Origin of the sequence: Pseudomonas sp. A214 (assembly GCF_900156295.1) — a bacterium.
GTDB classification, from domain to species: Bacteria; Pseudomonadota; Gammaproteobacteria; order Pseudomonadales; family Pseudomonadaceae; genus Aquipseudomonas; species Aquipseudomonas rhizophila.
Window position 1 is genome coordinate 1,783,336 of record NZ_LT707062.1, and the last position, 23,156, is coordinate 1,806,491.

The window sequence follows — 23,156 nt, forward strand, 5'->3', positions numbered from 1 at the left end:
TCGAAAAGATCCGCAAACCTGGAGTTCGTCATGAGTGCTTTCCACGACCTTAAACTTAAAGCCCTGGATGGTCAGGAACTTGATCTGGCGCCGTTCAAGGGGCAAGTCGTGCTGGTGGTCAATGTCGCCTCCAAATGTGGCCTGACACCTCAGTACGCTGCGTTGGAAAACCTCTATCAGCAATACAAGGCCAAGGGGTTCTGTGTGCTGGGCCTGCCTTGCAACCAGTTCGCCGGACAAGAGCCGGGGACGGAACAGGAAATCCAGGATTTCTGCAGCCTCAATTATGGTGTGACGTTCCCGTTGTCCAGCAAACTGGAAGTGAACGGGCACGACCGTCATCAGTTGTACCGTCTGCTGGCAGGCGAGGGGGCCGAGTTTCCGGGGGACATCACCTGGAACTTCGAGAAGTTCCTGCTGGGCAAGGACGGTCGGGTGCTGGCGCGTTTCTCACCGCGCACGGCGCCGGATGATCCGGCCGTGATCCAGGCTATCGAAAAAGCCTTGAGCTGAACCTCCGGAGCAACCATCACCCTGTTGTGTGCGGGCACACTCCTCTCGGCTTCCTTTTGATCCACAATCATTCAAATCAATAGTGCTACCCATTGCTTTCCACGGTCCATATTATCGCTGTCATATTCGACCTGCGACCCTGTTTCCGTGGAGTGTCCCATGCCTGTAAAAGCCTTGTTCAAACCCTTCCATCTCGGTGCGCTGGAGCTGCCGACCCGGGTAGTGATGGCGCCGATGACTCGCTCCTTTTCCCCAGGCGGCGTGCCGAACACCAAGGTCGTGGAATATTACCGCCGTCGCGCGGCGGCCGGCGTCGGTCTGATCATTACCGAAGGCACGACTGTCGGGCACAAGGCCTCCAACGGTTATCCGAACGTGCCGCATTTTTACGGCGAGGCCGCGCTGGCCGGCTGGAAACAAGTGGTTGATGCCGTGCATGCCGAAGGCGGCAAGATCGTTCCGCAGCTCTGGCACGTAGGTAACGTGCGGCGCCTGGGGACCGAGCCGGACGCGAGCGTGCCGGGCTATGGTCCTTCGGAAAAACTCAAGGACGGCCAGGTCGTGGTTCACGGCATGACCCAGGCGGATATCGACGAAGTCATCGCAGCGTTCGCCCAGGCGGCGAAAGACGCCCAGAGCATCGGCATGGACGGCGTGGAGATCCACGGCGCCCATGGTTACCTGGTGGACCAGTTCTTCTGGGAGGGCAGCAACCAGCGCACCGACGGTTATGGTGGAAGTCTGGCCAACCGATCGCGATTCGCCATCGAACTGATCCGCGCCGTGCGTGCTGCGGTAGGTGAAGGGTTCCCGATCATCTTCCGTTTCTCCCAATGGAAGCAGCAGGACTACAGCGCGCGTCTGGTGCAAACGCCAGAGGCCTTGGGCGAATTCCTCAAGCCTTTGGCAGAGGCCGGTGTGGATATTTTCCATTGCTCGACACGTCGCTTCTGGGAGCCTGAATTCGAAGGCTCCGAGCTGAATCTGGCGGGCTGGACCCGCAAGCTGACCGGCAAACCAACCATCACCGTCGGCAGCGTTGGCCTGGATGGCGAGTTCCTGCAGTTTATGGTCAACACCGACAAAGTCGCGCAGCCGGCCAGCCTGGAGAAACTGCTGGAGCGCCTGAACAATGATGAGTTCGACCTGGTGGCGGTGGGGCGTGCGCTGCTGGTAGACCCGGATTGGGCGCAAAAAGTGCGTGAAGGCCGGGAGCAGGAGATCTTGCCGTTCAGCCGTGAGGCGTTGATGACACTGGTTTAAGCGGCGCCTGCCATCGCGAGCAGGCTCGCTCCCACACCGGATTTGGGTTGTTCACCGAACGTGTGATCAACACAACACCCTGTGGGAGCGAGCCTGCTCGCGATGGCGGCCCCAGCGTCACTGAAAAAATCAGCGCACCGTCGGCGCAGCCGGCATCACCTGTTCACCGACACAAACCCCGCGCAACTGCGTCTCGAACTGCTCGATCACCGATGGCCAGCCCTGGCGACTGGCATGCTGGCGCGCATTGAGCCGCACACAACGCAAGGTTTCACGCTCCTCCAGCAGCCACCGGGCCGCGTCGCAGAACGCCTCTTCATCCCCCGGCATGGCCAGCACGCCGTTGTGACCGTGACGGATGTGTTGCGCCGCCGCGGCCTGATCATAGGCCACCACACCCAGCCCGGACGCCAGCGCCTCCAGCACGACATTGCCGAAGGTTTCGGTCAGGCTCGGAAAGACGAATACATCCCCGGACGCATAGTGGCAGGCCAGCGATTCGCCACGCTGGGCCCCACAAAAGATCGCGTCGGGCAGTTCCTGTTGCAGCGCGGCCCGTTGTGGACCGTCGCCTACTACCACCAGTTTCAGCCGCCGCTCCGGGAAAGCGCTGCACAGTGTGTTGAAACTACGTTTGAGCAGACCCAGGTTCTTCTCCGACGCCAGACGCCCGACGTGGATCAGCGCAATATCGTCATCGCCCAAGCCCCAGGCCTCACGCAGGGTTGTCGAGCGTTTGATCGGATGGAACAGTTGGCTGTCCACACCGCGGGACAACAGCGCCACACGCTCGAAATGCCGGCGTTCCAGCTCCATGCGCTGGCTGAGGCTCGGCACCAGGGTCAGGCTGGAGCTGTTGTGGAACCAGCGCAGGTAATGGGTGAGGGCCCGACTCAACAACCCGAGGCCATACTGCTGGGTGTATTGCTGGAAATTGGTGTGGAAGCCACTGACTACCGAGATGCCCAGGCGCCGGGCCGCCCGCAATGCCGATAAACCCAGCGGCCCTTCCGTGGCGATATACAGCACGTCCGGGCGATGACGTTTCCAGCGCCGCAGCAGCTTGTGCATCGAAGCCTGGCCCCACTGCAAGCCCGGATACCCCGGTAGCGGCCAGCCTCGGCACAGCAACAACTGCTCGTCGCTGGCCTGGCGTTGATCGCCAGCCTGACGGGGCCGTATCAATTCCACCTGATGCCCGCGAGCGCGCAAGCCGTCGCACAGGCGGCCCAGGGTATTGGCCACGCCATTGATTTCCGGCGGGAAGGTTTCGGTGATGAGGGTGATATGCAGGTGTGTGCTCATGACCCCAGTGTCGACCGGGGCCATTTCGCCATTGTGACGCTTGAATGATGGATTTGTGACGGGTCAGCCTTGGCGGGCCAACGCGGTCTCGGCGCCTTGCTCGCGCACCCAGAACAAGGTCGCGCCGGCTACCGCTGCCGGCATCATCAGGATGTTGACCACCGGGATCAGCAGCACCAGGTACACGCTGCCGCCAAAACCCAGGCTCTGCCAGCGTTTTTCCCGCAGCCAGGCGAGCATTTCGTTCCAGCCCAGCTTGTGGTTGTCCGCCGGGTAGTCGATGTACTGGATCGCCATCATCCACACCCCGAACAGCAGCCATAACGGCGCCGCGACGATATTGATCACCGGAATGAAGGACAGCACCAGCAGGCCCAGGGCGCGGGGCAGGAAGTAGCCGAGCTTGCGTGCCTCCCGGGCCAAGGTGCGAGGGATCATGGCGATCAACTCGCCCCAGCTGAAGGCCGGGAAGTCGTCGGTGCCACGGATCACCACTTCGACTTTCTCCGCGAGAAAACCGTTGAACGGCGCGGCGATGACATTGGCGAGCATAGTGAAGGTGAAAAACACCATCAGCACCACAAGCACCACGAACAGCGGCCACAGGACATAGTTGAGAAAGCTCAGCCAATCCGGTAACGACGGCATCAGCGTGTCGACCCATAGGCTGAACTGATGGCCGGCCAGGTAGATCAATCCGACGAACAGCACCAGGTTGATCACCAATGGCAACAGCACAAACAAGCGCAGACCCGGGCTTAAGACCAGTTTGAGTCCTTCTCGCAAATATTGCGGGCCGGACAGGACGGGGGCGGGCATAAGAGGCTCCGAGCGAAGATGAACGCGCCGACCATACCGGCTTTGCCGGGCTCGGGAAAGCATCGACATGGCGTGTAACAACGTTTGCCGAGTTTATTGAACTGACTGATCTGGATAGAGCTCACCTATGAGCTGGATTGTTAAACCGTATTTCCTTAATCTTCGCTCCCTCGATACGCTGCACCCATTCTTTTCAGGACTGTCGAACCCAAGCCTTCCCCAAGTGCGTCAACAGTCCCTTTTATTCGCGCCGCTCACCCGGCGTTCCGGCCCGCAAGGGCCGGTCAACAGGAGCAGGTCATGTCTGAAGTGCGTCATTCGCGAGTGATTATTCTCGGTTCCGGCCCTGCCGGTTACAGCGCTGCGGTGTATGCCGCCCGTGCCAACCTCAAGCCGCTGCTGATTACCGGCATGCAAGCCGGCGGTCAATTGACTACCACCACCGAAGTCGACAACTGGCCGGGCGACGTCCACGGTCTGACCGGCCCGGTGTTGATGGAGCGTATGAAAGAGCACGCCGAGCGCTTCGAGACCGAGATCGTTTTCGACCACATCAATGCCGTGGATTTCGCCGCCAAGCCGTACACCCTGACCGGTGACAGCGCGACCTACACCTGCGATGCCCTGATCATTGCAACCGGCGCCAGCGCTCGTTACCTGGGCCTGCCATCGGAAGAAGCCTTCATGGGCAAAGGCGTTTCCGCCTGCGCCACTTGCGACGGCTTCTTCTACCGCAACAAGCCAGTGGCTGTGGTGGGTGGCGGTAACACCGCCGTCGAGGAAGCCCTGTACCTGGCCAACATCGCCAGCACGGTCACCCTGATCCACCGTCGCGAAACCTTCCGCGCCGAGAAGATCCTGATCGACAAGCTCAATGCCCGTGTGGCTGAAGGCAAGATCATCCTCAAGCTCAACGCCACCCTGGATGAAGTGCTGGGCGACAACATGGGCGTGACCGGTGCCCGGCTGAAGAACAACGACGGCAGCTTTGACGAGATCAAAGTCGACGGTGTGTTCATCGCCATCGGCCACACTCCGAACACCTCGTTGTTCGAAGGCCAGCTGGAACTCAAGGACGGCTACCTGGTGGTCAAGGGCGGCCGCGACGGCAACGCCACCGCCACCAGCGTCGAAGGTATCTTCGCGGCCGGCGACGTGGCGGACCACGTCTACCGTCAGGCGATTACCTCGGCGGGTGCCGGTTGCATGGCAGCCCTGGACACCGAGCGTTACCTGGATGGTCTGCAGAACGCTTCGTTCTGATTCAACAGGTACAAAAAAACCGGCTTCGGCCGGTTTTTTTATGCGCGGGATTTTTCTGTTCAGTGGACAAGATGTTTTGTTCACCACAACCCCCCCTGTGGGAGCGAGCCTGCTCGCGATGGCGCCGGGTCAGCTTGCATCAGTGTTGGATGTGCCACCGAATCGCGAGCAGGCTCGCTCCCACAGTTTTTTGTGTGGTCAGGGGAATCTGTATTTCAAGACAACTTCGCCAAGCACGTCTCCAGAATATCCAACCCTTCCTCCAACACCGCCGCCTCGGTCGTCAACGGCGCCAGCAGCCGAATGATGTGCCGCGATTTACCGCTGGGCATCAGCAACAAACCAGACTCCCGCGCCAAGGCCAGCAATTGTGTCAATTGTGCCGAAGCCGGGCTGCCGTCGGCATGGGCCAGTTCGATGCCGCGCATTGCCCCGACGCCAGTCAGGCGGCCCAGGTAAGGGGACAGCCCGCGACTGCGCCATGACGCGTAGCGGCTGACTATCGCCTCTTCCTGTTGCGTGCCCCAGGCTTGCAGGTTTGCGTCGGTCATTTCCTCCAGGGTTGCCAATGCGGCGGCGCAGGCGATGGGATTGCCTGAGTAAGTGCCGCCCAAGCCACCTTTGGGCAGATTGTCCAGCAGCGCCTTGCGCCCCACCACGGCGCCCAGGGGGACGCCGCCGGCAATGCTTTTACCCAGCAGGATCAGGTCCGGCTCGATGCCCAGTCGCGAGAACGCAAAGCGCTGGCCGGTGCGACCGAAGCCGGACTGGATTTCATCGATGATCAGCACGATGCCTTTCTCGTTGCAGAACTGTCGGAGGGCCTGGGCAAAGGCAATATCCATCGGCAGGAAACCGGCTTCGCCCTGCACAGGTTCGACGATGAAACACGCCACGTCATTCACGTCGATTTCGACGCTGAACAACCGCTCCATGGCCTTCAACGCTTCTTCGCAGGTGACGCCGTTGTCCTTGCTGGGGTAGGGCAGGTGATAGACCGGTCCGGGCAGTACGCCGACTTTCTGTTTGTAGGGCGCGACCTTGCCGTTGAGATTGAGAGTGGCCAGGGTTCTGCCGTGGAAGCCGCCATCAAAGGCGATGACGGCCGTGCGCCCCGTGGCGCCGCGCACGATCTTCAAGGCGTTTTCCGCGGCTTCGGCGCCGCTGTTGGTGAGCATGCCGCTGACCGGGTAATCCACCGGGATAAATGCTGCCAGACGCTCCATCAATTCGATGTAGGGTGCGTGCGGGGCGGCGTTGAAGGCGTAGTGCGTCAGCCGGGTTGCCTGTTCGCGGATGGCTTCGACGACACGGGGATGGCAGTGGCCAAGGTTCAACACGCCGATGCCGCCCACGAAATCGATGTAGCGTTTGCCGTCGGTGTCCCAGACCTCGGCATTTTTGCCGTGGCTGAGGCTGACAGGGTGCACGGTGGAAATCGATTGGCTGATGGTTTCACTGCTCATGGATGACGGCTCGGAGGAAGGAAAGATTCCCTTTATCTAAGCCGCGAGCAGAGGTGGCCGGCAAACGAAATAAAGTTGCCGGGTCAATCTTAAAAGTCGGGATGTGAGATCAGTGAGTCTGGCGAGAACTGTTTCTGTGGCGAGGGAGCTTGCTCCCGCTGGACTGCGCAGCAGTCCCAAATCAGCACGCCTGGTGCATCAGTTCACATGCCGGGGCCGTCTGGGGGCTACTTCGCAGCCCAGCGGGAGCAAGCTCCCTCGCCACAGAAAAGCGGACCTCGGCACAGAGGGGAGGCGCGTTGGGTCAGCGCCGCCGCAACGGCTGAGTCTCGAACTTCACACCCGCCAAGCCATGGGCCATCAGCGCCCGGATATTGCCGTGGTCGCTGCCCTCAGGCGTGGCCAGTACCGACCGGTAATGTTCGCCGAACGCCAGCAGCGCTTCTTGATCGCTCAAGCCTTCGAGCAGCGCCAGGCCCAGGGTCTTGCAGGAACCTTCGTTCTGCCCGGCGGCGTTGTCGACGTCACCGTTTTTAAAAGGCTGAGGCTGGTAGTCGTAGCCATTGGCGATAAACGCCAGGGTGTCGGCAAAAATGTGTTCGCCGCTCTTGAGGCTGGCGCGCAGGGTGTTCAGGTCAGGCATCGGGTTTTCCTTTGGCGAACGCCGCTTGCTGTTCGGCGCTGGCTTCTTGCTGGTATTGGGCTTTCCACTCGGCGTAGGGCATGCCGTAAACCACTTCGCGGGCGTCATCGAGGCTGACCTCGATCTGGCGTTCATCGGCAGCTGCCTTGTACCACTTGGACAGGCAGTTACGGCAGAAGCCGGCGAGGTTCATCAGGTCGATATTCTGCACATCCTTGCGGCTGTCCAGGTGGGCAACCAGCCGACGGAAAGCGGCGGCTTCAAGTTCGAGGCGTTGTTGGTCGTTCATGGTGGTCTCTGCGAGACAGCTTCAAGTGGCAAGCTTCAAGCTGCAAGTGGGTTTGCGGTCATCAGGCTTGAAGCTTACAGCTTGTAGCTTTTAGCGGCTACGAAGTAGCCCGGCTGGCGGCGAGCGTAATCGATACTGACTCGGCAAATCGCAAGGCGTGGGGCTTGTCGACTTCGACTTCGGCATACAGCACCGATTCGTTGGCCATGACCAGATCGAGCAGTTCCTGGGTCAGGCGTTCGAGCAGGGCGAAACGGTTGCCTTCCACGTGGGCGATGATCGCCTTGGTGATGGTGCGGTAGTTCAGAGCGTGGTCGATGTCGTTGTCGCGCACCGCATCCTGGGCCGCGTAGAGGATGGTCAGGTTGATCAACACATCCTGTTTGTTGAGGATTTCGTCCTCGTTGATGCCAATGAACGTGCGCAAGCGCAAGTCCTTGACCTTGATGCGCGCCATGGCGGGTTGAAGTTGTGGCATTTACTTGCTCCGTCGAATCAATTGCAGGAACTCCTGGCGGGTGGTGCTGGATTCGCGAAAGACGCCGAGCATCACCGAGGTGTTCATGGTCGAGTTCTGTTTTTCGACACCGCGCATCATCATGCACATGTGCTGGGCTTCGATCACCACCGCAACGCCGGCCGCCTGGGTGACCTGCTGCACCGCGTCGGCAATTTGCCGGGTGAGGTTTTCCTGGATTTGCAGGCGGCGGGCGAACATGTCCACCAGCCGGGCGATCTTCGACAGCCCCAGGACCTTGCCCGTAGGAATATAAGCCACATGAGCCTTGCCGATGAAGGGCAGCAGATGATGTTCGCACAGGGAATAGAGTTCGATGTCGGCGACGATCACCATTTCATCGCTGTCGGAGGCGAACAGGGCGCCGTTGACGATCTGTTCGACGCTTTGTTCATAGCCGTGACAAAGGTACTGCATGGCCTTGGCCGCGCGCACCGGAGTATCCAGCAGGCCTTCGCGTTCCGGGTCTTCACCCAGGCCGATGAGGATCTCGCGATAGTTCTGGGGCGATAGCGCCATGGTGCATCCTCGAAGCAAGGCTATTTGACGTGCCGGCCGCCGTTGACGGTCAGGGTCGTGCCGGTGACGTAGGGGTTGTCCAGCAGATAACGCAGGCTCTGATAGATCACTTCACTGCCGGGCTCGATGCCCAGCGCGGACTTGGCCAGGGCCTTGGCACGGTAGGCCGCGTCGTCTTCGGGATTGAACAGTAGCAGGGCCGGGGCAATTGCGTTGACCTTGATGTGTGGCGCGTATTTCGCCGCGAACGACAGGGTCAGGCTTTCGAGCCCGGCCTTGGTGGCGCAATAGGCGATATGCCGGCTGCTGCCCTTGCGCGTGACGTCATCGCTGATGTGCACGATATCCGCCGGGGTTGAGCGTTGCAGCAGCTCGGCACACTGCAGGTTGATCAGGTAGGGGGCGAGCATATGCACGGCGAACATGGCGTTGAACGCAGCGGCTTCGTGGCCGGGCGTCTCGGTCAGCCATGCCGAGGCGTTGTGGACAATGGCGCGCAATCGGTCGGTGTGCTGCTTGAGCTGATCAATGAAGGCCGAAATCCCGGTTTCATTGGAAAAGTCAGCGAACAGCACGATCGCCCCCAGATCCCGCAACGCCTGCACGCCCGGGCGCTCGGTGCGGAAAGTGGCGATTACCGGATGACCGTCTTCGAGCAATCGACGGGCGCAGTGCAAACCGACGCGCTGGGCTGCGCCAGTGATCAGGATCGGAGCGGTGGCGCTGGGCATAGGAAGGCTCGGTTCACGGCAATCGTAAAACTATAACAGCGACGCAAGGTGGCGACGACTCTGTGGGAGCAAGCCCGCTCCCACAGTGACCCTTGTTGAACGCGAACGCTGCGGCCGACGAGAACGGCCCGGCATCACTGATTCTGCGTAGCCGGCTTGGCTGGCAGTGCTTTGGGCGCTGCACCGTTCAACCAACCCGCCAGCAGGTGAGTCGACATCGGAATAAACAGATAGACCATCAATGGCGTCAGAATGAGTGTGCTGATCAGCACGCGGCTCATCATTCCCAGCTCACTGAGCAATGGCCCCAGCAGAAAGTTGAACAGCAGCGACACCGGAAAGAACGCGAGCCAGATGGCCACGGCCTGTTTCCAGCGCGGTGGCCGTTGATCGCCGGCGCCAAACCAACCGTCGATACCGCGCACCCTGTGTTCCGAAGGGTGGGCAAACAGCTCGCTGCCTCGCGCCAGCCACGCCGTGCGCGAGGCCGAGTGCTCCCAGGCATGCAGGGTCTGCTCGTCGGCAAAGCGGAAAATAATCTGGAATTCATCGCTCTGAGGCGGTGGCGCGAGTACACCGGAACCCAGGTAGCCGGGAAAGTCGGTGGCCAATTGTTCGCCTTCGCGCAACCAGACGATCAGGTCCTGATAGCGCCCATTGGCGACACGACGGGCCACCATCAAGGTGACGGGTGAGGTAGACATTATGTATCTCCGTAAAACAGGTGCGGTACTCCGGGTAGGAGATTCGCGGGAACGCCCCAGGGTGGTGGGGCGCGTCCGTTCGCCAAAAAGCACGCAAGGTTTATTCCTTCTTGAGTGAAAAGCAACAAAATCGCGCATCAGTGGCGTTTGTTCTTGTCATCCTATGACTCAGAGGGAGTACACTGGGATCCAATTTGCCAGCCGGAATTGTCTGCCAAAATGAGCGTAATCACTGAGGATAACTTCGTTTTCCAGGCAACCACTGCCTTGAGGCAGGAGGAACTGTTCCCCATCCGCGAAGTAGCGCGGTTGACCGGCGTGAACCCCGTGACCTTGCGCGCGTGGGAGCGTCGCTACGGTCTGATTCAGCCCACGCGCACCGAAAGCGGGCATCGCTTGTACTCCGTCGGCGATATCGAAAAGGTGCGCAGCATCCTCGCCTGGATTGAGCGCGGGGTGGCCGTGAGCAAAGTGGGAAAGATCCTGACCAAGACCGAATCGGTGCAACCGGTTTCCGCGCTTATTTCCTCAGATCTGGTGAAAGCCGACTATGCCCAGTGGCAACAACAGGTGGCTGGCGCGGTTGGCAACTTTGACGATATAGAGCTGGACCGTCTCTACGGGCAGATATTTTCCACCTACGCCGTGCCGATCGTATTTCAGGACATCCTGATGCCGGTCTGGCGACAGTTGCAGCAACGCCAGCAGGAGTTCGGACAAACCAGCGAATGGGTGTTTTTCGATGGGTTCCTGCGCTCACGCATCATCCAGCGACTCCTGCTCAAGCGCGAAGCCCAGTCGCGACGGGTGTTGGTCGTGGGCATTGTCGGTCAATGTCGAGAGCTGGAGTTGCTGGTCACGGCGCTGTTCGTCTCCAAGGCGGAAGTCGGCGTCAGGGTGTTGACCATTGGGCTGCCATTCGACGAACTGACCCTGGTGTGCCAAAAGGTCCAGCCGTTGGCGTTGGTGCTGGTTTCCAACCATGCACCGCCTGCCGAGTTACCTAAGCGCCTGAACAAGTTGGCGATGGGCCTGGACTGCCCACTGATGCTGGCCGGTGACGCGTCCGATCTGCTTCAGGACAGCCTCGCCGGGTCGTCGATCGGTTGCCTGGGCAGTGAAGGGACCTTGATACATCAGCGGTTGCGACAGCTATTGGCGGGAAATCTGGATACCTGATAACCGGCAGGTCAAGCCGTGCACTAGATGTGCATGGCCGGATGGGTCAGACGGTGTTGCTGAAGGATGTATTGGCGCAGGCGCTCGGTCTCATCCTCGTCATTCTGGCTCAGGTGGTAGGCGTACAGGCCCTGATCGGTTTCCCGTTCCAGTGTGCCGCGCAAGGAAATCCTTTCATAACCTGATGGGCTGAACCACAAGGCAAATTGCTTTGGCGGCTTGGTCCGACTGCGGTTTTGCAACAGGATTCCTTTGCAGGACACCTCATGGGCCCAGAGCGGCCCGGGCAGGCCTTTGGCATTTTCCAGCGCCACCGGCTCGTCAAGCGTGAGGCGCCATGGCCGAATTTTCGGCCCATCTTCGTAGATGCTGGGCACACCCAGACGCAGGTGCATTGCGTGGAATTCGTCTTCCACCAGGTGCAACGGAAAAGTCATTTGCTGGTTTTCGAAGTTGGCTTGCAGCGTCACCTGTTCGTTGGCCGCCAGACGCGTCAGCAAGTCACGAATCTGCGACCCGCCGTTTACCAGCAAGCTCGACGTTACATCCCGCTCGTTGAGTTGCGGGTTGTGCTGCATGGTCCGGATGAAATCCAATTCATCCTGCGTCAGTAGGGCGTCGCGCTGCATGATGTGCTCGAAAAGAGGATTTACACTTTCACTGGTGATTGTAGTGACTGACCGCTAATTCGCCGGTTTGTTTGCGCCGTTCGTCGCTTCGAGTCGGGCAATGGTTGCTCGTGCTTCGGCCAGCTCCTTTTCCAGCTGGGCGACGCGTTGCTGAGCCTTGACCTGAGCGGTCACGTCTTTTTGCACGCCCACGAAATAAGTGCGTCCGTCAGCCTCGTTTTTCACCGTCGACAGAGACAACTCATTCCAGAAAGGGCTGCCGTCCTTGCGGTAGTTGCGCAGAATTTCCCGGCAGGCACCGTTCTGCTTGAGGGCCGTGCGAATCTGCTCCAGGGCCGGCTGGTCGCGATCACCTGACTGCAGGAATCGGCAATCCTGATAAAGAATCTCTTCACTGCTGTAGCCGGTCAGCCGTTCGAAAGCCGGGTTTACATAGATCAGGATATTGTCTTCATCGCCTTCTTTTTCAGCGATGACAATGCCGTCGTTCGAGGCGTTGATGACCAGTTGCATCAGTTGAGCATTAATCATGGGCGACATCCCTTGAACATCCCTGTGTGCGCTGCATTTTAGAAGAACCTACCGCGATGTCTACTGGCCATTATTGGATGTTGAGAGTCAATCGCAGCGTTGCGTCTGAGCCTGCTACTATCGCCGCTCTTTTTATTCAGGTTCAGGATCAGATTGATGAAAGTCGCCATCCTTTCGGGTTCCGTCTACGGGACCGCCGAAGAAGTCGCTCGGCACGCCGCCAAACTGCTCGGTGAAGCGGGTTTTGAAACGCTGCACAACCCGCGCGCAAGCCTTGCGGACATTCAGGCGTTTGGCCCGGCGGCCTTGCTGGCCGTGACTTCCACGACGGGCATGGGAGAGTTGCCGGACAACTTGATGCCCTTATATTCGACGATTCGCGACCAATTGCCAGCCTTTTTTCGTGACCTGCCGGGTGCCGTGATAGGCCTGGGCGACGCCAGTTATGGCGATACCTTCTGCGGCGGTGGCGAGCAGATGCGCGAGTTGTTCGCCGAGCTGGGCGTGCGCGAGGTATTGCCCATGTTGCGTCTGGATGCCAGCGAAAGCGTCACCCCGGAAACCGATGCCGAACCTTGGCTGGAGGCGTTGATCGACGCGCTGCGTCGCTAACGTAATGTGAGGTGAACGGTCACCCCCGGATGACTCGCTCGGCCAGTAAGCTGGCTGCCAATGCAACTACCGACCTCGCGGGAGCTGACTAGACTGGTTAGCTTGTTCATGACTGTTTCAGAACAAGCACCTATAACTAGAAAGCAGAGGTCAGAGCCGTGAGCGTAGCGCCCGTCCCATCGACACTCAGCATCAAGGATCAGGTCAGTGCCGCCGAATGGCAAACCCGCGTCGATCTGGCCGCCTGTTACCGGCTAGTCGCCCTGTATGGCTGGGATGACCTGATTTTCACGCATATATCCGCCAAGGTGCCCGGGACCGATGATTTTTTGATCAACCCGTTCGGGTTGATGTTTCATGAGGTCACCGCCTCGAGCCTGGTCAAGGTCGATCAGGCCGGCAACAAGCTGATGGACAGCCCCTACGAGATCAATCCGGCCGGTTATACCATCCACAGTGCGGTGCATGAGGTGCGGCACGATGTGGTGTGTGTGCTGCATACCCACACGGCGGCCGGCGTTGCTGTGTCGGCACAGAAGCAGGGTGTGTTGCCTATCAGCCAGCAATCGTTGTTCGTATTGTCGAGTCTGGCGTATCACGCCTATGAAGGCGTGGCCCTCAATCACGAAGAGAAGGCCCGCCTGCAGGCGGATCTGGGCGCCAATAATTTCCTGATGCTGCACAATCACGGTCTGCTGACCTGTGGCGGCACCATTGCCGACACCTTCCTGATGATGTTCACCTTCCAGCGAGCCTGTGACATCCAGGTCCTGGCGCTCAACGGTGGGGCTGAACTGATCGCCATCGAGCCGCAGATACTGGCCGGCGCCCGGGCGATGATTGCCGGGGTGACCAAAAGCGCCCAAGGCATGGGAGGCGCGCTGGCATGGCCGGCGTTGCTGCGCAAGCTGGATCAACAAGATTCGGGTTATAGATGCTGATGCCTCTGGTCCAGATTCCCCTGCGTATTTGGCGCCAGCGCGGCCAGACTTTGATGTTCCGTGGCCACGCTATCCGGTATTGGGTGGCGGGGCACGGCGAGCCGTTGTTGCTGATCCATGGTTTCCCCACCGCCAGTTGGGACTGGCATTACCTGTGGCAGCCGCTGGCACAGCGTTATCGGGTGATCGCCTGCGACATGCTCGGTTTTGGCGACTCGGCCAAGCCGACGGATCATGCCTACAGCCTGTTGGAGCAGGCTGACCTGCAGCAGGCTTTGCTGGCACATTTGAATGTGAAGCAAGCCGTGCATGTACTGGCCCATGATTATGGTGACAGCGTGGCCCAGGAACTGATCGCCCGTCACTACGAGGCGCGCATCGAACTCGCCAGTTGTGTCTTTCTCAACGGCGGTCTGTTTCCCGAAACCCATCGTCCGGTGCTGATGCAAAAACTGTTGCTCAGCCCCTTGGGCTGGCTACTGGGCCGAGCTTTTTCCCGAGAAGGCCTGGTCAAGAGTTTTCGCCAGATATTCGGCCCCAGGACTGGCCCGACCGAAAGCGAGCTGGACGATTACTGGAGCCTGGTCGAAACCCATAACGGACCGCGGATCATGCACAAACTCATTGCCTACATTCCCGAACGGCGTGTGCAGCGTGACCGCTGGGTGCAGGCCATGCAGCGCGGCGAGGTGGCGCTGCGGGTGATCGACGGCGCGGTCGATCCGATTTCCGGTGAACACATGGTGGCGCGCTACGAGGCGCTGATCCCCAACCCTGACACCGTACTGCTGCCCGACATCGGCCACTACCCGCACACCGAAGCCCCGGTGCAGGTACTCAAGCATTACCTGGAGTTTCGCGAAAACATGGCCGCACCGGTCAGGCAGGTGGTCTGCTCATAACTGTTGAAGGTTGGAGCACTATCGCGAGCAGGCTCGCTCCCACGGAGAGGCGAGTCTACGCAGGCCTGTGTGGGAGCGAGCCTGCTCGCGATGGCAGCGACTCGGTCCCGCCTCTGGTGAGGGTCACGGAGCCCACAGCAGATCCGGCTCGTATCATCCCCTCACCTTATTGGCCACCATTCACTTGCAACCCTGTTGATTGTGACCAACCGCCCTGTGCCCGACACTCGGGGCATTGTCCTATTGCCTGCTGGAGTTCTGCCCATGAGTGAATCTGTGCGCTTCGAAGATAAAGTCGTGATCGTCACGGGAGCTGGCGGTGGCCTGGGGCGAGCCCATGCCCTGTTGTTCGCCAGGCAGGGGGCCAAAGTGCTGGTCAACGACCTCGGCGGCTCTGCCCAGGGAGAAGGGGCCAACGCCTCGGCGGCGGATCGGGTGGTCGCTGAAATTCGCCAAGCCGGCGGCATTGCCGAAGCGAACCACGACTCCGTCACCGATGGCGACAAGCTTGTTCAAAACGCGCTCGACGTGTTTGGCCGGGTCGATGTAGTGGTCAACAACGCCGGGATCCTGCGGGACAAGACCTTCCACAAAATGGAGGACGCCGACTGGGATCTGGTCTACCGCGTCCATGTCGAGGGCGCCTACAAAGTCACCCGCGCCGCCTGGCCACACCTGCGTGAGCAGAATTACGGGCGGGTGATCTTTACGGCCTCCACGTCCGGCATCTACGGCAACTTCGGTCAATCCAACTACGGCATGGCCAAGCTCGGCCTTTATGGCCTGACGCGCACTCTGGCCATCGAAGGTCGCAAGAACAATATTCTGGTCAATGCCATCGCGCCCACCGGTGGCACCCGCATGACCGAAGGCCTGATCCCGCCGCAGGTGTTCGAACAGCTCAAGCCTGAACTCGTCAGCCCGTTGGTGGTGTACCTGGCCAGCGAGACCTGCCAGGAAACCTCCGGGTTGTTCGAAGTGGGCGGCGGCTGGATGGGCAAGGTGCGTTGGGAGCGCAGCCTGGGTGCCGGCTTCGATCCAAACAAAGGTTTCTCGCCCGAAGACGTCGCGGCCCACTGGCAGCAAATCTGTGATTTCGAGGGTGCGGTACACCCCAATGACAACCTTGAAGCGTTGAAGGAAATGATGGCGAACTTGCAGCGCTACACCGTTTGACCTTGCGGCCTCGACCCGTTGTCGTCAGACGCGGCAACGGTGGTCAGGGGACGTATTTCTTCACCAGCGCCGCCAGATTCGCGGCAGTCTCGATGTCCATCACACCGTCGTATTTCGCTGGACGAAAGTGCAGCTGAAAGGCTCGCACCAAACGCTGAAAACCCGCACTTGTGGCAGCTGCCGACGTGTCATACCCATATTTGCGGAACAAGCCGAGCAGCTGCTCGCGAGTCGGCAGGCCGTTGCATTGGTAGGCGCGGGTGTAAGCTTTCTGCGTGGGTTCATCGAACCATGCGCCGATGCCCTTCAGATACAGCGTATGCCAAGGGAACATCGGGCCGGGATCGCTTTTCCTGCCAGCAGCAATATCCGAGTGTCCCACCACATTGACCGGGCTGATGTCCGGATAGCGCTTGAGGATGTTCAACGCCAGGTATTCGATCGCCTCGACTTGCTGAGGTTGATAAGGCGGGAAAGTGAATTGCCCGTGGTTATCGGTGGCCAGGTTGACGATTTCAACACCGATCGAGGTGTCGTTCAGATTCGTGCGACCACCCCAACTGCTCACCCCCGCGTGCCAGGCTCGTTGGTTCTCGTCGACCAGATTGAAAATCTGCGGTTCCTGGAAACCTGCTTTCAAGTAACTCGGGTCGCTGAAGTCCGGGATGAGGTAGTGGGCGCTGACAGAGGAACCGGTCAGTGCGTTGATGGAGGATGAAAAGTTCGCGGCGGTGTAATGAAAGACTAGAAAACGAATTCTATTGTTGAAGCCTTTTACCGAGCGATAGCTGTTGTAGTTGATAAGTGTCATAAAAACTCACTGAGGTTTAAAGTCAAAACAGAATGCTGTGACTGACATTCAGCCTAACAGTGAGTTTTTGATGGGGCCGTAGTGGGATTCTTGCTTTGTTGTAGGAATAGGCCTTAGAAGGTTTGGGAGTCTGCTGTTGGTAAAAGTAAGGCGCAAAAATAATCTTGTAGCATTTAAAAAGTGTCGCTGAGATTTCAGCGGCCAAGTTGCTTGGGTATAGTATGTGTCAGGTGTATCTCTTCTCTAACATGAATTTAGGCGCTTTCCAGTTTGGACCTTTGATGCATAGCCCTTTATCACCGCTTATCAATACTCCTGCTTCGAAAAGTTTTATGTAAGCTTTTTCAAGTTCTCCATGCTGTACAAGCTCACGATTGTGACGTCTGATCAGCATGTCTAAATGTGGGTGTGCTCTCAGTAACGCAAATACCGTGACGATCTCTTCCAATGGCTCGTTCTTGACTATTTGCTCAACAGTGTTCATTGCGACATCTCCTTCAGAAGCTGCTGGTAATCTCTTTCGTCCTGTAGGTTTGCTTTTGCTAAGGCATCCGACGTATAAAACAATGTTCTCGCGATCTGAGATTTTATAATCTTCGAGCGTTGCGGTATGAGCATTATTCCAGTCAGGTGAGCCTTCTTTGGGTGAAAAGTTATCAGCCAGTCCCATAGCTCGAAATCTTTCGAGTTCCCTGATTTCGTGAGTGTAGTACCGTCGATCTGTATCGGTGACATCGACCTTGCCACTCACAATACTCTGAAGCCGTTCGACCATGACATCATTCGCATCAGACTGATTCAGTCGTGCGATATGCAGCTTCACGGCGTCTATCCCCTCCTGAGTAATCGTCGCTGTCCGCCAATCCAGCTCAAGAATAGGTCCACCTGCCTGCTCCGGATTAAAGTCGCGTCCACTGTGCTCACCCTTGGTAGTCGCGCCCTCATAAGGACTGTTGAAGACGGTATAGATCGGTGGAAGACCCGATTCAACGGGGAACACCGTGACAAACCCACCAAAACTGTAGAGATCAAACTCCGGGTGCGTATCGATTCGCCCGTCTACCGCCATCGGGGTAGGGCCTTTGTAGGCGGTCACGTTTGGCATGGCCGCCGGCAATACTGTGGACGCGCTACCCGGCTTCACTATGGGCGTCCAGATCATGCTGGTGGAAGTGGCGTCGGGGCTGTAGGACCTGTAAAAATTACCGTGGGGATCAGGCGTGGCGAACCGAACCGGTGCTTTGGAGCGCGCCGATGTACTGTTGCCACCTGTCACGACAAATTCCGTTCTGTTACCCACAGTTCTGGAACCAATAACGACCGGCAGGTTGACCTCACCTTGCGCAGCTGCGATGGCGTGCAGATCGTCGGAATTACCCGGTGCAAGTTCGGACAGCGGGACGCTCAAGGCATAGAGGTCACCGTTGCCCAGTTCCGATGGATAAAGCAGGGCCGCAAATCCTGCCAAAGCCGGTGCGGCTACTGCGATGGCCGATTCGATAGCCATGGCTATCGCAGTTCGTAACGCAGCCTGGATTGCCGAGGTTGTTGCCGGATTTGTGATCAGACTACTGCCAGCGAGTGTGAACACTGGACCGGCTGCGACTGCCGCGCCCAGTACGGGGAATGCTCCGTCAGCCAGAGCGTGGCGCAACGCTTGTTCCTGAGTTTGGCGTCGGGTCTCCGCCTCGGCTGCCTTACGTGCATGAGCAGCGGCACTGCGTTTGGCTTCAGCCTGAGCAGCGGCTTTTTCAGCCGCTGCCAGACGTTGTGCCTCTGCCGCAAACCGTGCTCGTTCTTCGGCAACGCGTTTAGCCTCGGCATCAGCTGCCTTGCGTGCCTTCTCAACAGCCGCACGTTTGGCTTCGGTCTGGGCCTTTGCCTGCGCTGCGGCTTTTGCTGCGGCTGCTGCTTTTGCCGCGGTGCTGGCAATGGTTTTGTTATGCGTGGCTAAGCGAGCGTCCAGTAGCTCTATCTGCGCAGCCAGGAACTTCGCTTGGAAGGCCGCGGCGTAAGAAATATTCCATTTGGCTATTGCGTTGTAATAACGCCTTTGCCCTCCGAGACGACCAAGAAGCTCAAAACCCTTATAGGAAGGATCTCGAGTTTTATGGGTTAGTGGGTCATGGCCATAATAAAGGTTGGCCGTTTCTATTTGTTGCTGAAAGTCTGTCCTTGCTCTGAAAATCTGTAGCTTCAGTGTCCGTAAGTCAATTTCGAGAGCATCGGTTTCACGGGGGACCACAGCACGAACGGCCGCTCGTGTTTTTGCGAGTTCGGCATCGGTTATGCGTTTGATATTTTTTATGTTTTCTTTGAATAGTGTCTCGGTGAAGTCATTGCTTTCAATCAGCCATTCAATGGCATAGTCAACTGCGTCGTATGCACGATCGGAGTGGTCGGGGCCTGACACGCCTCTAGCACTGAATCCGTATCCAGGAGACGACGAAGGCTTACGAGGTATACCTCTATTTACAAGTATGTTTTTTTCTTGTTGCATATCGATTTCCTTTTCGATACGTGCATTTCAAATGTCCCTGCCAGTACTCACTGTATGCAGCCGTGCCTGTTCATTTATTCGTCACCATCAAGGCGGCGAAAAAGACTATAAGTTCGATTGCATTGGCTGGGCAGGTGAGAGATTCCGACCATGTTGTAGGAATCGAGAAGTTTCACGCAGGAAATCAACCCACATAAAAAAAGGCCGCTGCAAAAAGCAGCGGCCTGAAAATGACGTTGCAAAGGAGCAGAAAACCAACGTCAGTGAACACGGGAGGTGATGGACCGATGCGCCAATCCATCCGAGTGACGGTGCGCCGGTCGCGAGGGACGCGATGGCGGCTTGTGCCTGCAGGCCCGTTGCCCTGAAAGCCCGGCCAGCATAGGGATTGGCCATCGTCGGAAACAGCCCGGATCCGGACATGCACCGTTGCAGGGCGCGCAACAGTTAACAGGCCCGATGAATATGCGCGGCGCTGATGACCCATCATCCAGTGCGTCCATGCGCGGCGCAAAGCCCCGTATTCCATGACCTGTAATCCTTTCGGGGTACAGCGCGAATACCTCCTTGGTGCGCTTATCGCCCATGTCGTGCGGCAGTAGGGTGAAGGCTCTGTCACTCACCGGGGAAGACGCATGACAACAATAACAATGCGCGCCATCTTCAAACCGCAGGCGCTGGCCGTCGCGGTGGCCTTGGGTTGCTCTGCCCAGGCGCAGGCCGTTTCATTCAATATTGGCGAGATCGAGGGGCAGTTCGACTCCTCGTTGTCCGTGGGCGCGAGCTGGGGCATGCGCGACGCCGACCGGGACTTGGTTGGCAGCGTCAACGGCGGTACGGGGCAGTCATCCACCGGTGACGATGGGCGGCTGAACTTCAAGAAGGGCGAGACCTTTTCCAAGATATTCAAAGGCCTGCACGATCTAGAACTCAAGTACGGTGATACTGGCGTGTTCGTGCGCGGTAAGTATTGGTATGACTTCGAACTCAAGGACGAAAGCCGCCCGTTTAAGGACATCAGCGACAGCAACCGCAAGGAAGGCTCCAAGTCGTCAGGGGCGCAGCTTCTCGATGCGTTTGTCTATCACAATTACTCCATCGCCGACTTGCCGGGTACGGTGCGTGCGGGCAAGCAGGTGGTCAGTTGGGGTGAAAGTACCTTCATCGGCAACTCCATCAACAGCATCAACCCGGTGGACGTCTCCGCGTTCCGCCGGCCGGGTGCCGAGATCAAGGAAGGCCTGATCCCGGTGAACATGCTGTTCGCCTCCCAGGGCTTGACCGACAAGCTCACCATCGAAGGTTTCTACCAACTGGAATGGGATCAGACGGTCGTCGATAACTGCGGCACTTTCTTTGGCAACGACGTGGTAGCCGATGGCTGCACCAGCGGCTACACCGTGGGCAGCCCGGCGATTGCGCCATTCGTACCATTGACTCAGGCCTTTGGCCAAGGCATCCAGGTGAATGACGAAGGCGTTGTCATTGCTCGCAGCGGTGACCGTGACGCCCGTGATTCCGGCCAGTGGGGCACGGCGTTGCGCTGGCTCGGTGACGACACCGAGTACGGCCTGTACTTCATGAACTACCACAGCCGCACGCCAACCGTGGGCACCACCACCGCCGGCCTGTCTACATTGTCGGCATTGCCGGGAATGGTCGCGATTGCAGAAGGGCTTGCCCCTGGCAGCGGTTCGGGGCTGGCGCAAAGCGTGATGCTGGGGCGCGGTCAGTATTACCTTGAATACCCCGAGGACATCCGTCTGTACGGTGCCAGCTTCGCCACCACGCTGCCTACCGGCACCGCGTGGACCGGGGAAATCAGCTACCGCCCCAACGCACCTGTGCAGCTCAACACCAACGATCTGACCCTGGCCTTGCTCAACCCGATCGCAGGCGGTGCAGCTTCGCCCATCGCGACCTCGCCCGGGGCCGATAACACCGGTTATCGTCGTAAGGAATTGACCCAGATCCAGAGCACCCTGACGCACTTCTTCGACCAGGTGCTGGGCGCTGATCGCCTGACCGTGGTGGGCGAGGCGGCGGTGGTGCACGTCGGTGGCCTGGAATCCAAGGACAAGCTGCGTTATGGCCGTGACTCGGTCTACGGCCAGTACGGGTTTGGCGGTGACACCGACGGCTTCGTCACCTCGACCTCGTGGGGCTATCGCGCCCGGGCAATTCTTGACTACTCCAACGTCGTTGCCGGTATCAACTTCAAGCCCAACGTCTCCTGGTCCCATGACGTAGCCGGCTACGGTCCCAACGGCTTGTTCAACGAAGGCGCCAAGGCCATCAGCCTGGGTGTCGATGCCGACTACCGCAACACCTATACCGCCAGCCTGAGTTACACCGACTTTTTCGGCGGCGACTACAACGTCCTCGAAGACCGCGACTTCCTCGCGTTGAGCTTTGGCGTGAACTTCTGATCTGGCTGACAAGGAAAAACCAATGCGCAAGATGATTCTGCAATGCGGCGCCCTGGCCCTGAGCCTGCTGGCCGCGAACGTGATGGCGGCAGTTTCGCCGGATGAAGCAAACAAATTGGGCACCAGCCTTACGCCGCTGGGCGCGGAAAAGGCAGGCAATGCCGATGGTTCGATTCCGGCCTGGACCGGCGGCATCGCCAAAAACGCCGGGGCGGTGGACAGCAAAGGCTTTCTGGCCGATCCCTTTGCCGGGGAAAAACCGCTGTTCACCATCACCGCCGAGACCGTGGACAAGTACAAGGACAAGCTTTCCGAAGGCCAGATAGCGATGTTCAAGCGCTATCCGCAAACCTACAAGATTCCGGTCTATCCGACCCATCGCAGCGTCTCGCTACCGCCCGAGATCTACGAGTCGGCCAAGCGCAGCGCCCTCAACGTCACCACCATCAATGACGGCAACGGCCTGGCCAACTTCACCGGTAACCGTTACTACGCATTCCCGATCCCCAAGAACGGCGTGGAAGTGCTGTGGAACCACGTCACCCGCTATCACGGCGGCAACGTGCGGCGCATCATCACCCAGGCCACCCCACAAACCAACGGCAGCTTCACCCCGATCCGCTTCGAAGAAGAGATCGCCGTGCCGTTTCTGATCAAAGACGCCGATCCGGAAAAGGCCAGCAATGTGCTGACCTATTTCAAACAGTCGGTCACCGCGCCGGCACGTCTGGCCGGTAACGTGCTGCTGGTGCATGAAACGCTTGACCAGGTGAAGGAGCCGCGCCTGGCCTGGATCTACAACGCCGGCCAGCGCCGTGTGCGTCGCGCCCCGCAAGTGGCCTACGACGGCCCGGGCACCGCCGCTGACGGGTTGCGTACCTCCGATAACTTCGACCTGTTCTCCGGCGCGCCGGACCGCTACGACTGGAAGTTGGTGGGGAAGAAGGAAATGTACATCCCCTACAACAGCTACAAACTGGATTCCCCCAGCCTCAAGTATGACGACGTGATCAAGGCCGGCCACATCAATCAGGATCTGACCCGCTATGAACTGCATCGGGTCTGGGAAGTGGTCGGTACGGTCAAGCCAAACGAACGTCACATCTACGCCAAGCGCCACATGTATTTCGATGAAGACAGCTGGCAGGCGGCACTGGTGGATCACTACGACGGTCGCGGTCAACTGTGGCGGGTGGCCGAAGGTCATGCCCAGTTCTACTACGCCAACCAGAATCCGGGCTACACCCTTGAGGCGCTCTACGACATCATCGCCGGCCGCTACATCGCGCTGGGGATGAAGAACGAAGAGAAGCGCAGCTACGAGTACGGTTTCGAAGCCAGGGCTGCTGACTTCACGCCCGCGGCGCTGCGCTCGACGGGGGTTCGTTAAGACCTGGCGGTTTGAAGCTGACTG

The 23,156-nt window shown here is 58.9% G+C and carries 23 protein-coding genes; 10 read left to right on the forward strand and 13 right to left on the reverse strand.

Annotated elements, in window-relative coordinates; translation table 11 throughout:
- Nucleotides 1-30 precede the first annotated feature (30 nt).
- Both BW979_RS08050 and BW979_RS08055 read left to right on the forward strand, forming a co-directional pair.
- A complete protein-coding gene (locus tag BW979_RS08050) occupies nt 31-513 on the forward strand; it encodes a glutathione peroxidase (RefSeq protein ID WP_047228644.1) in 483 nt (160 codons plus the stop codon).
- Nucleotides 514-672: 159 nt separating this feature from the next.
- Entirely contained in the window at nt 673-1,776 is a 1,104-nt protein-coding gene (locus BW979_RS08055) for an NADH:flavin oxidoreductase (protein ID WP_076383570.1), read from the forward strand.
- A gap of 129 nt (nt 1,777-1,905) precedes the next feature.
- Here BW979_RS08055 and BW979_RS08060 read toward each other — a convergent pair whose 3' ends face one another.
- Both BW979_RS08060 and cysZ read right to left on the reverse strand, forming a co-directional pair.
- Nucleotides 1,906-3,105 (reverse strand): glycosyltransferase family 4 protein, encoded by a 1,200-nt coding sequence (locus BW979_RS08060; protein ID WP_076383571.1) that lies wholly within the window; start codon nt 3,103-3,105, stop codon nt 1,906-1,908.
- Between the two features lie 39 nt (nt 3,106-3,144).
- Entirely contained in the window at nt 3,145-3,900 is a 756-nt protein-coding gene (cysZ, locus tag BW979_RS08065) for a sulfate transporter CysZ (RefSeq protein ID WP_047228641.1), read from the reverse strand.
- Between the two features lie 300 nt (nt 3,901-4,200).
- Here cysZ and trxB point away from each other — a divergent pair, with 300 nt between their 5' ends.
- Nucleotides 4,201-5,163: a thioredoxin-disulfide reductase gene (gene trxB, locus BW979_RS08075; protein ID WP_047228640.1), complete on the forward strand. Its 963-nt coding sequence runs from the start codon at nt 4,201-4,203 to the stop codon at nt 5,161-5,163.
- Between the two features lie 215 nt (nt 5,164-5,378).
- Here trxB and BW979_RS08080 read toward each other — a convergent pair whose 3' ends face one another.
- The 7 genes from BW979_RS08080 to BW979_RS08110 all read right to left on the reverse strand — a co-directional run bounded on the left by BW979_RS08080 (nt 5,379) and on the right by BW979_RS08110 (nt 10,032).
- Complete coding sequence (locus BW979_RS08080; protein WP_047228639.1) at nt 5,379-6,629, reverse strand: 2-aminoadipate transaminase; 1,251 nt, start codon at nt 6,627-6,629, stop codon at nt 5,379-5,381.
- Between the two features lie 304 nt (nt 6,630-6,933).
- Entirely contained in the window at nt 6,934-7,272 is a 339-nt protein-coding gene (locus tag BW979_RS08085; RefSeq protein ID WP_076383572.1) for a HopJ type III effector protein, read from the reverse strand.
- Complete coding sequence (locus BW979_RS08090; RefSeq protein ID WP_076383573.1) at nt 7,265-7,561, reverse strand: DUF1244 domain-containing protein; 297 nt, start codon at nt 7,559-7,561, stop codon at nt 7,265-7,267. Before BW979_RS08090 ends, BW979_RS08085 begins: the two co-directional genes overlap by 8 nt.
- A gap of 97 nt (nt 7,562-7,658) precedes the next feature.
- Nucleotides 7,659-8,039, reverse strand: coding sequence for a dihydroneopterin triphosphate 2'-epimerase (gene folX, locus BW979_RS08095; protein ID WP_047228636.1), 381 nt, complete (start codon nt 8,037-8,039; stop codon nt 7,659-7,661).
- Nucleotides 8,040-8,597 carry a GTP cyclohydrolase I FolE gene (gene folE, locus BW979_RS08100; RefSeq protein WP_047228635.1) on the reverse strand — a complete coding sequence of 186 codons (558 nt, stop codon included), beginning with the start codon at nt 8,595-8,597 and terminating at the stop codon, nt 8,040-8,042. It abuts the gene before it with no gap.
- A 20-nt stretch (nt 8,598-8,617) separates the two neighbouring features.
- Nucleotides 8,618-9,328: a dihydromonapterin reductase gene (folM, locus tag BW979_RS08105; protein WP_076383574.1), complete on the reverse strand. Its 711-nt coding sequence runs from the start codon at nt 9,326-9,328 to the stop codon at nt 8,618-8,620.
- Between the two features lie 134 nt (nt 9,329-9,462).
- A complete protein-coding gene (locus tag BW979_RS08110) occupies nt 9,463-10,032 on the reverse strand; it encodes an antibiotic biosynthesis monooxygenase (protein ID WP_047228633.1) in 570 nt (189 codons plus the stop codon).
- A 219-nt stretch (nt 10,033-10,251) separates the two neighbouring features.
- On the opposite strand from BW979_RS08110, the gene BW979_RS08115 reads away from it, so the two are divergent.
- A complete protein-coding gene (locus BW979_RS08115; RefSeq protein ID WP_076383575.1) occupies nt 10,252-11,211 on the forward strand; it encodes a MerR family transcriptional regulator in 960 nt (319 codons plus the stop codon).
- Nucleotides 11,212-11,234: 23 nt separating this feature from the next.
- Here BW979_RS08115 and BW979_RS08120 read toward each other — a convergent pair whose 3' ends face one another.
- The gene (locus BW979_RS08120; protein WP_047228631.1) at nt 11,235-11,840 is read right to left on the reverse strand and encodes a hypothetical protein; all 606 of its coding nucleotides are present in this window, start codon (nt 11,838-11,840) and stop codon (nt 11,235-11,237) included.
- A gap of 54 nt (nt 11,841-11,894) precedes the next feature.
- The gene (locus BW979_RS08125) at nt 11,895-12,371 is read right to left on the reverse strand and encodes a PAS domain-containing protein (RefSeq protein ID WP_047228630.1); all 477 of its coding nucleotides are present in this window, start codon (nt 12,369-12,371) and stop codon (nt 11,895-11,897) included.
- Between the two features lie 156 nt (nt 12,372-12,527).
- On the opposite strand from BW979_RS08125, the gene BW979_RS08130 reads away from it, so the two are divergent.
- The 4 genes from BW979_RS08130 to BW979_RS08145 all read left to right on the forward strand — a co-directional run bounded on the left by BW979_RS08130 (nt 12,528) and on the right by BW979_RS08145 (nt 16,002).
- A complete protein-coding gene (locus BW979_RS08130) occupies nt 12,528-12,983 on the forward strand; it encodes a flavodoxin (protein ID WP_076383576.1) in 456 nt (151 codons plus the stop codon).
- A gap of 158 nt (nt 12,984-13,141) precedes the next feature.
- On the forward strand, nt 13,142-13,924 hold the full coding sequence (locus tag BW979_RS08135; RefSeq protein ID WP_047228628.1) for a class II aldolase/adducin family protein: 783 nt from the start codon (nt 13,142-13,144) through the stop codon (nt 13,922-13,924).
- Entirely contained in the window at nt 13,924-14,826 is a 903-nt protein-coding gene (locus BW979_RS08140) for an alpha/beta fold hydrolase (protein ID WP_076386551.1), read from the forward strand. The genes BW979_RS08135 and BW979_RS08140 overlap by 1 nt, the downstream gene beginning before the upstream one ends.
- A 264-nt stretch (nt 14,827-15,090) precedes the next feature.
- Nucleotides 15,091-16,002: an SDR family oxidoreductase gene (locus BW979_RS08145; RefSeq protein ID WP_076383577.1), complete on the forward strand. Its 912-nt coding sequence runs from the start codon at nt 15,091-15,093 to the stop codon at nt 16,000-16,002.
- Between the two features lie 43 nt (nt 16,003-16,045).
- Here BW979_RS08145 and BW979_RS08150 read toward each other — a convergent pair whose 3' ends face one another.
- Together BW979_RS08150 and BW979_RS08155 are read right to left on the reverse strand one after the other, a co-directional pair.
- Nucleotides 16,046-16,813: an N-acetylmuramoyl-L-alanine amidase gene (locus BW979_RS08150; protein ID WP_047228626.1), complete on the reverse strand. Its 768-nt coding sequence runs from the start codon at nt 16,811-16,813 to the stop codon at nt 16,046-16,048.
- A gap of 226 nt (nt 16,814-17,039) precedes the next feature.
- The gene (locus tag BW979_RS08155) at nt 17,040-19,313 is read right to left on the reverse strand and encodes an S-type pyocin domain-containing protein (protein WP_076383578.1); all 2,274 of its coding nucleotides are present in this window, start codon (nt 19,311-19,313) and stop codon (nt 17,040-17,042) included.
- 635 nt (nt 19,314-19,948) lie between these two features.
- On the opposite strand from BW979_RS08155, the gene BW979_RS08160 reads away from it, so the two are divergent.
- Complete coding sequence (locus tag BW979_RS08160) at nt 19,949-21,742, forward strand: DUF1302 domain-containing protein (protein WP_076383579.1); 1,794 nt, start codon at nt 19,949-19,951, stop codon at nt 21,740-21,742.
- A gap of 22 nt (nt 21,743-21,764) precedes the next feature.
- On the forward strand, nt 21,765-23,132 hold the full coding sequence (locus BW979_RS08165; RefSeq protein WP_076383580.1) for a DUF1329 domain-containing protein: 1,368 nt from the start codon (nt 21,765-21,767) through the stop codon (nt 23,130-23,132).
- Nucleotides 23,133-23,156 lie beyond the last annotated feature (24 nt).

Bases quoted from the DNA above. Each gene is read 5' to 3' on its own strand.
- BW979_RS08080 (WP_047228639.1), bottom strand. From the start codon at position 6,629: ATGAGCAGTGAAACCATCAGCCAATCGATTTCCACCGTGCACCCTGTC.
- BW979_RS08085 (WP_076383572.1), bottom strand. From the start codon at position 7,272: ATGCCTGACCTGAACACCCTGCGCGCCAGCCTCAAGAGCGGCGAACAC.
- BW979_RS08050 (WP_047228644.1), top strand. From the start codon at position 31: ATGAGTGCTTTCCACGACCTTAAACTTAAAGCCCTGGATGGTCAGGAA.
- folE (WP_047228635.1), bottom strand. From the start codon at position 8,597: ATGGCGCTATCGCCCCAGAACTATCGCGAGATCCTCATCGGCCTGGGT.
- BW979_RS08055 (WP_076383570.1), top strand. From the start codon at position 673: ATGCCTGTAAAAGCCTTGTTCAAACCCTTCCATCTCGGTGCGCTGGAG.
- BW979_RS08140 (WP_076386551.1), top strand. From the start codon at position 13,924: ATGCCTCTGGTCCAGATTCCCCTGCGTATTTGGCGCCAGCGCGGCCAG.
- trxB (WP_047228640.1), top strand. From the start codon at position 4,201: ATGTCTGAAGTGCGTCATTCGCGAGTGATTATTCTCGGTTCCGGCCCT.
- BW979_RS08125 (WP_047228630.1), bottom strand. From the start codon at position 12,371: ATGATTAATGCTCAACTGATGCAACTGGTCATCAACGCCTCGAACGAC.
- BW979_RS08160 (WP_076383579.1), top strand. From the start codon at position 19,949: ATGACAACAATAACAATGCGCGCCATCTTCAAACCGCAGGCGCTGGCC.
- folM (WP_076383574.1), bottom strand. From the start codon at position 9,328: ATGCCCAGCGCCACCGCTCCGATCCTGATCACTGGCGCAGCCCAGCGC.
- BW979_RS08115 (WP_076383575.1), top strand. From the start codon at position 10,252: ATGAGCGTAATCACTGAGGATAACTTCGTTTTCCAGGCAACCACTGCC.
- BW979_RS08165 (WP_076383580.1), top strand. From the start codon at position 21,765: ATGCGCAAGATGATTCTGCAATGCGGCGCCCTGGCCCTGAGCCTGCTG.
- BW979_RS08150 (WP_047228626.1), bottom strand. From the start codon at position 16,813: ATGACACTTATCAACTACAACAGCTATCGCTCGGTAAAAGGCTTCAAC.
- BW979_RS08155 (WP_076383578.1), bottom strand. From the start codon at position 19,313: ATGCAACAAGAAAAAAACATACTTGTAAATAGAGGTATACCTCGTAAG.
- BW979_RS08145 (WP_076383577.1), top strand. From the start codon at position 15,091: ATGAGTGAATCTGTGCGCTTCGAAGATAAAGTCGTGATCGTCACGGGA.
- cysZ (WP_047228641.1), bottom strand. From the start codon at position 3,900: ATGCCCGCCCCCGTCCTGTCCGGCCCGCAATATTTGCGAGAAGGACTC.
- BW979_RS08060 (WP_076383571.1), bottom strand. From the start codon at position 3,105: ATGGCCCCGGTCGACACTGGGGTCATGAGCACACACCTGCATATCACC.
- BW979_RS08090 (WP_076383573.1), bottom strand. From the start codon at position 7,561: ATGAACGACCAACAACGCCTCGAACTTGAAGCCGCCGCTTTCCGTCGG.
- BW979_RS08120 (WP_047228631.1), bottom strand. From the start codon at position 11,840: ATGCAGCGCGACGCCCTACTGACGCAGGATGAATTGGATTTCATCCGG.
- BW979_RS08110 (WP_047228633.1), bottom strand. From the start codon at position 10,032: ATGTCTACCTCACCCGTCACCTTGATGGTGGCCCGTCGTGTCGCCAAT.
- folX (WP_047228636.1), bottom strand. From the start codon at position 8,039: ATGCCACAACTTCAACCCGCCATGGCGCGCATCAAGGTCAAGGACTTG.
- BW979_RS08130 (WP_076383576.1), top strand. From the start codon at position 12,528: ATGAAAGTCGCCATCCTTTCGGGTTCCGTCTACGGGACCGCCGAAGAA.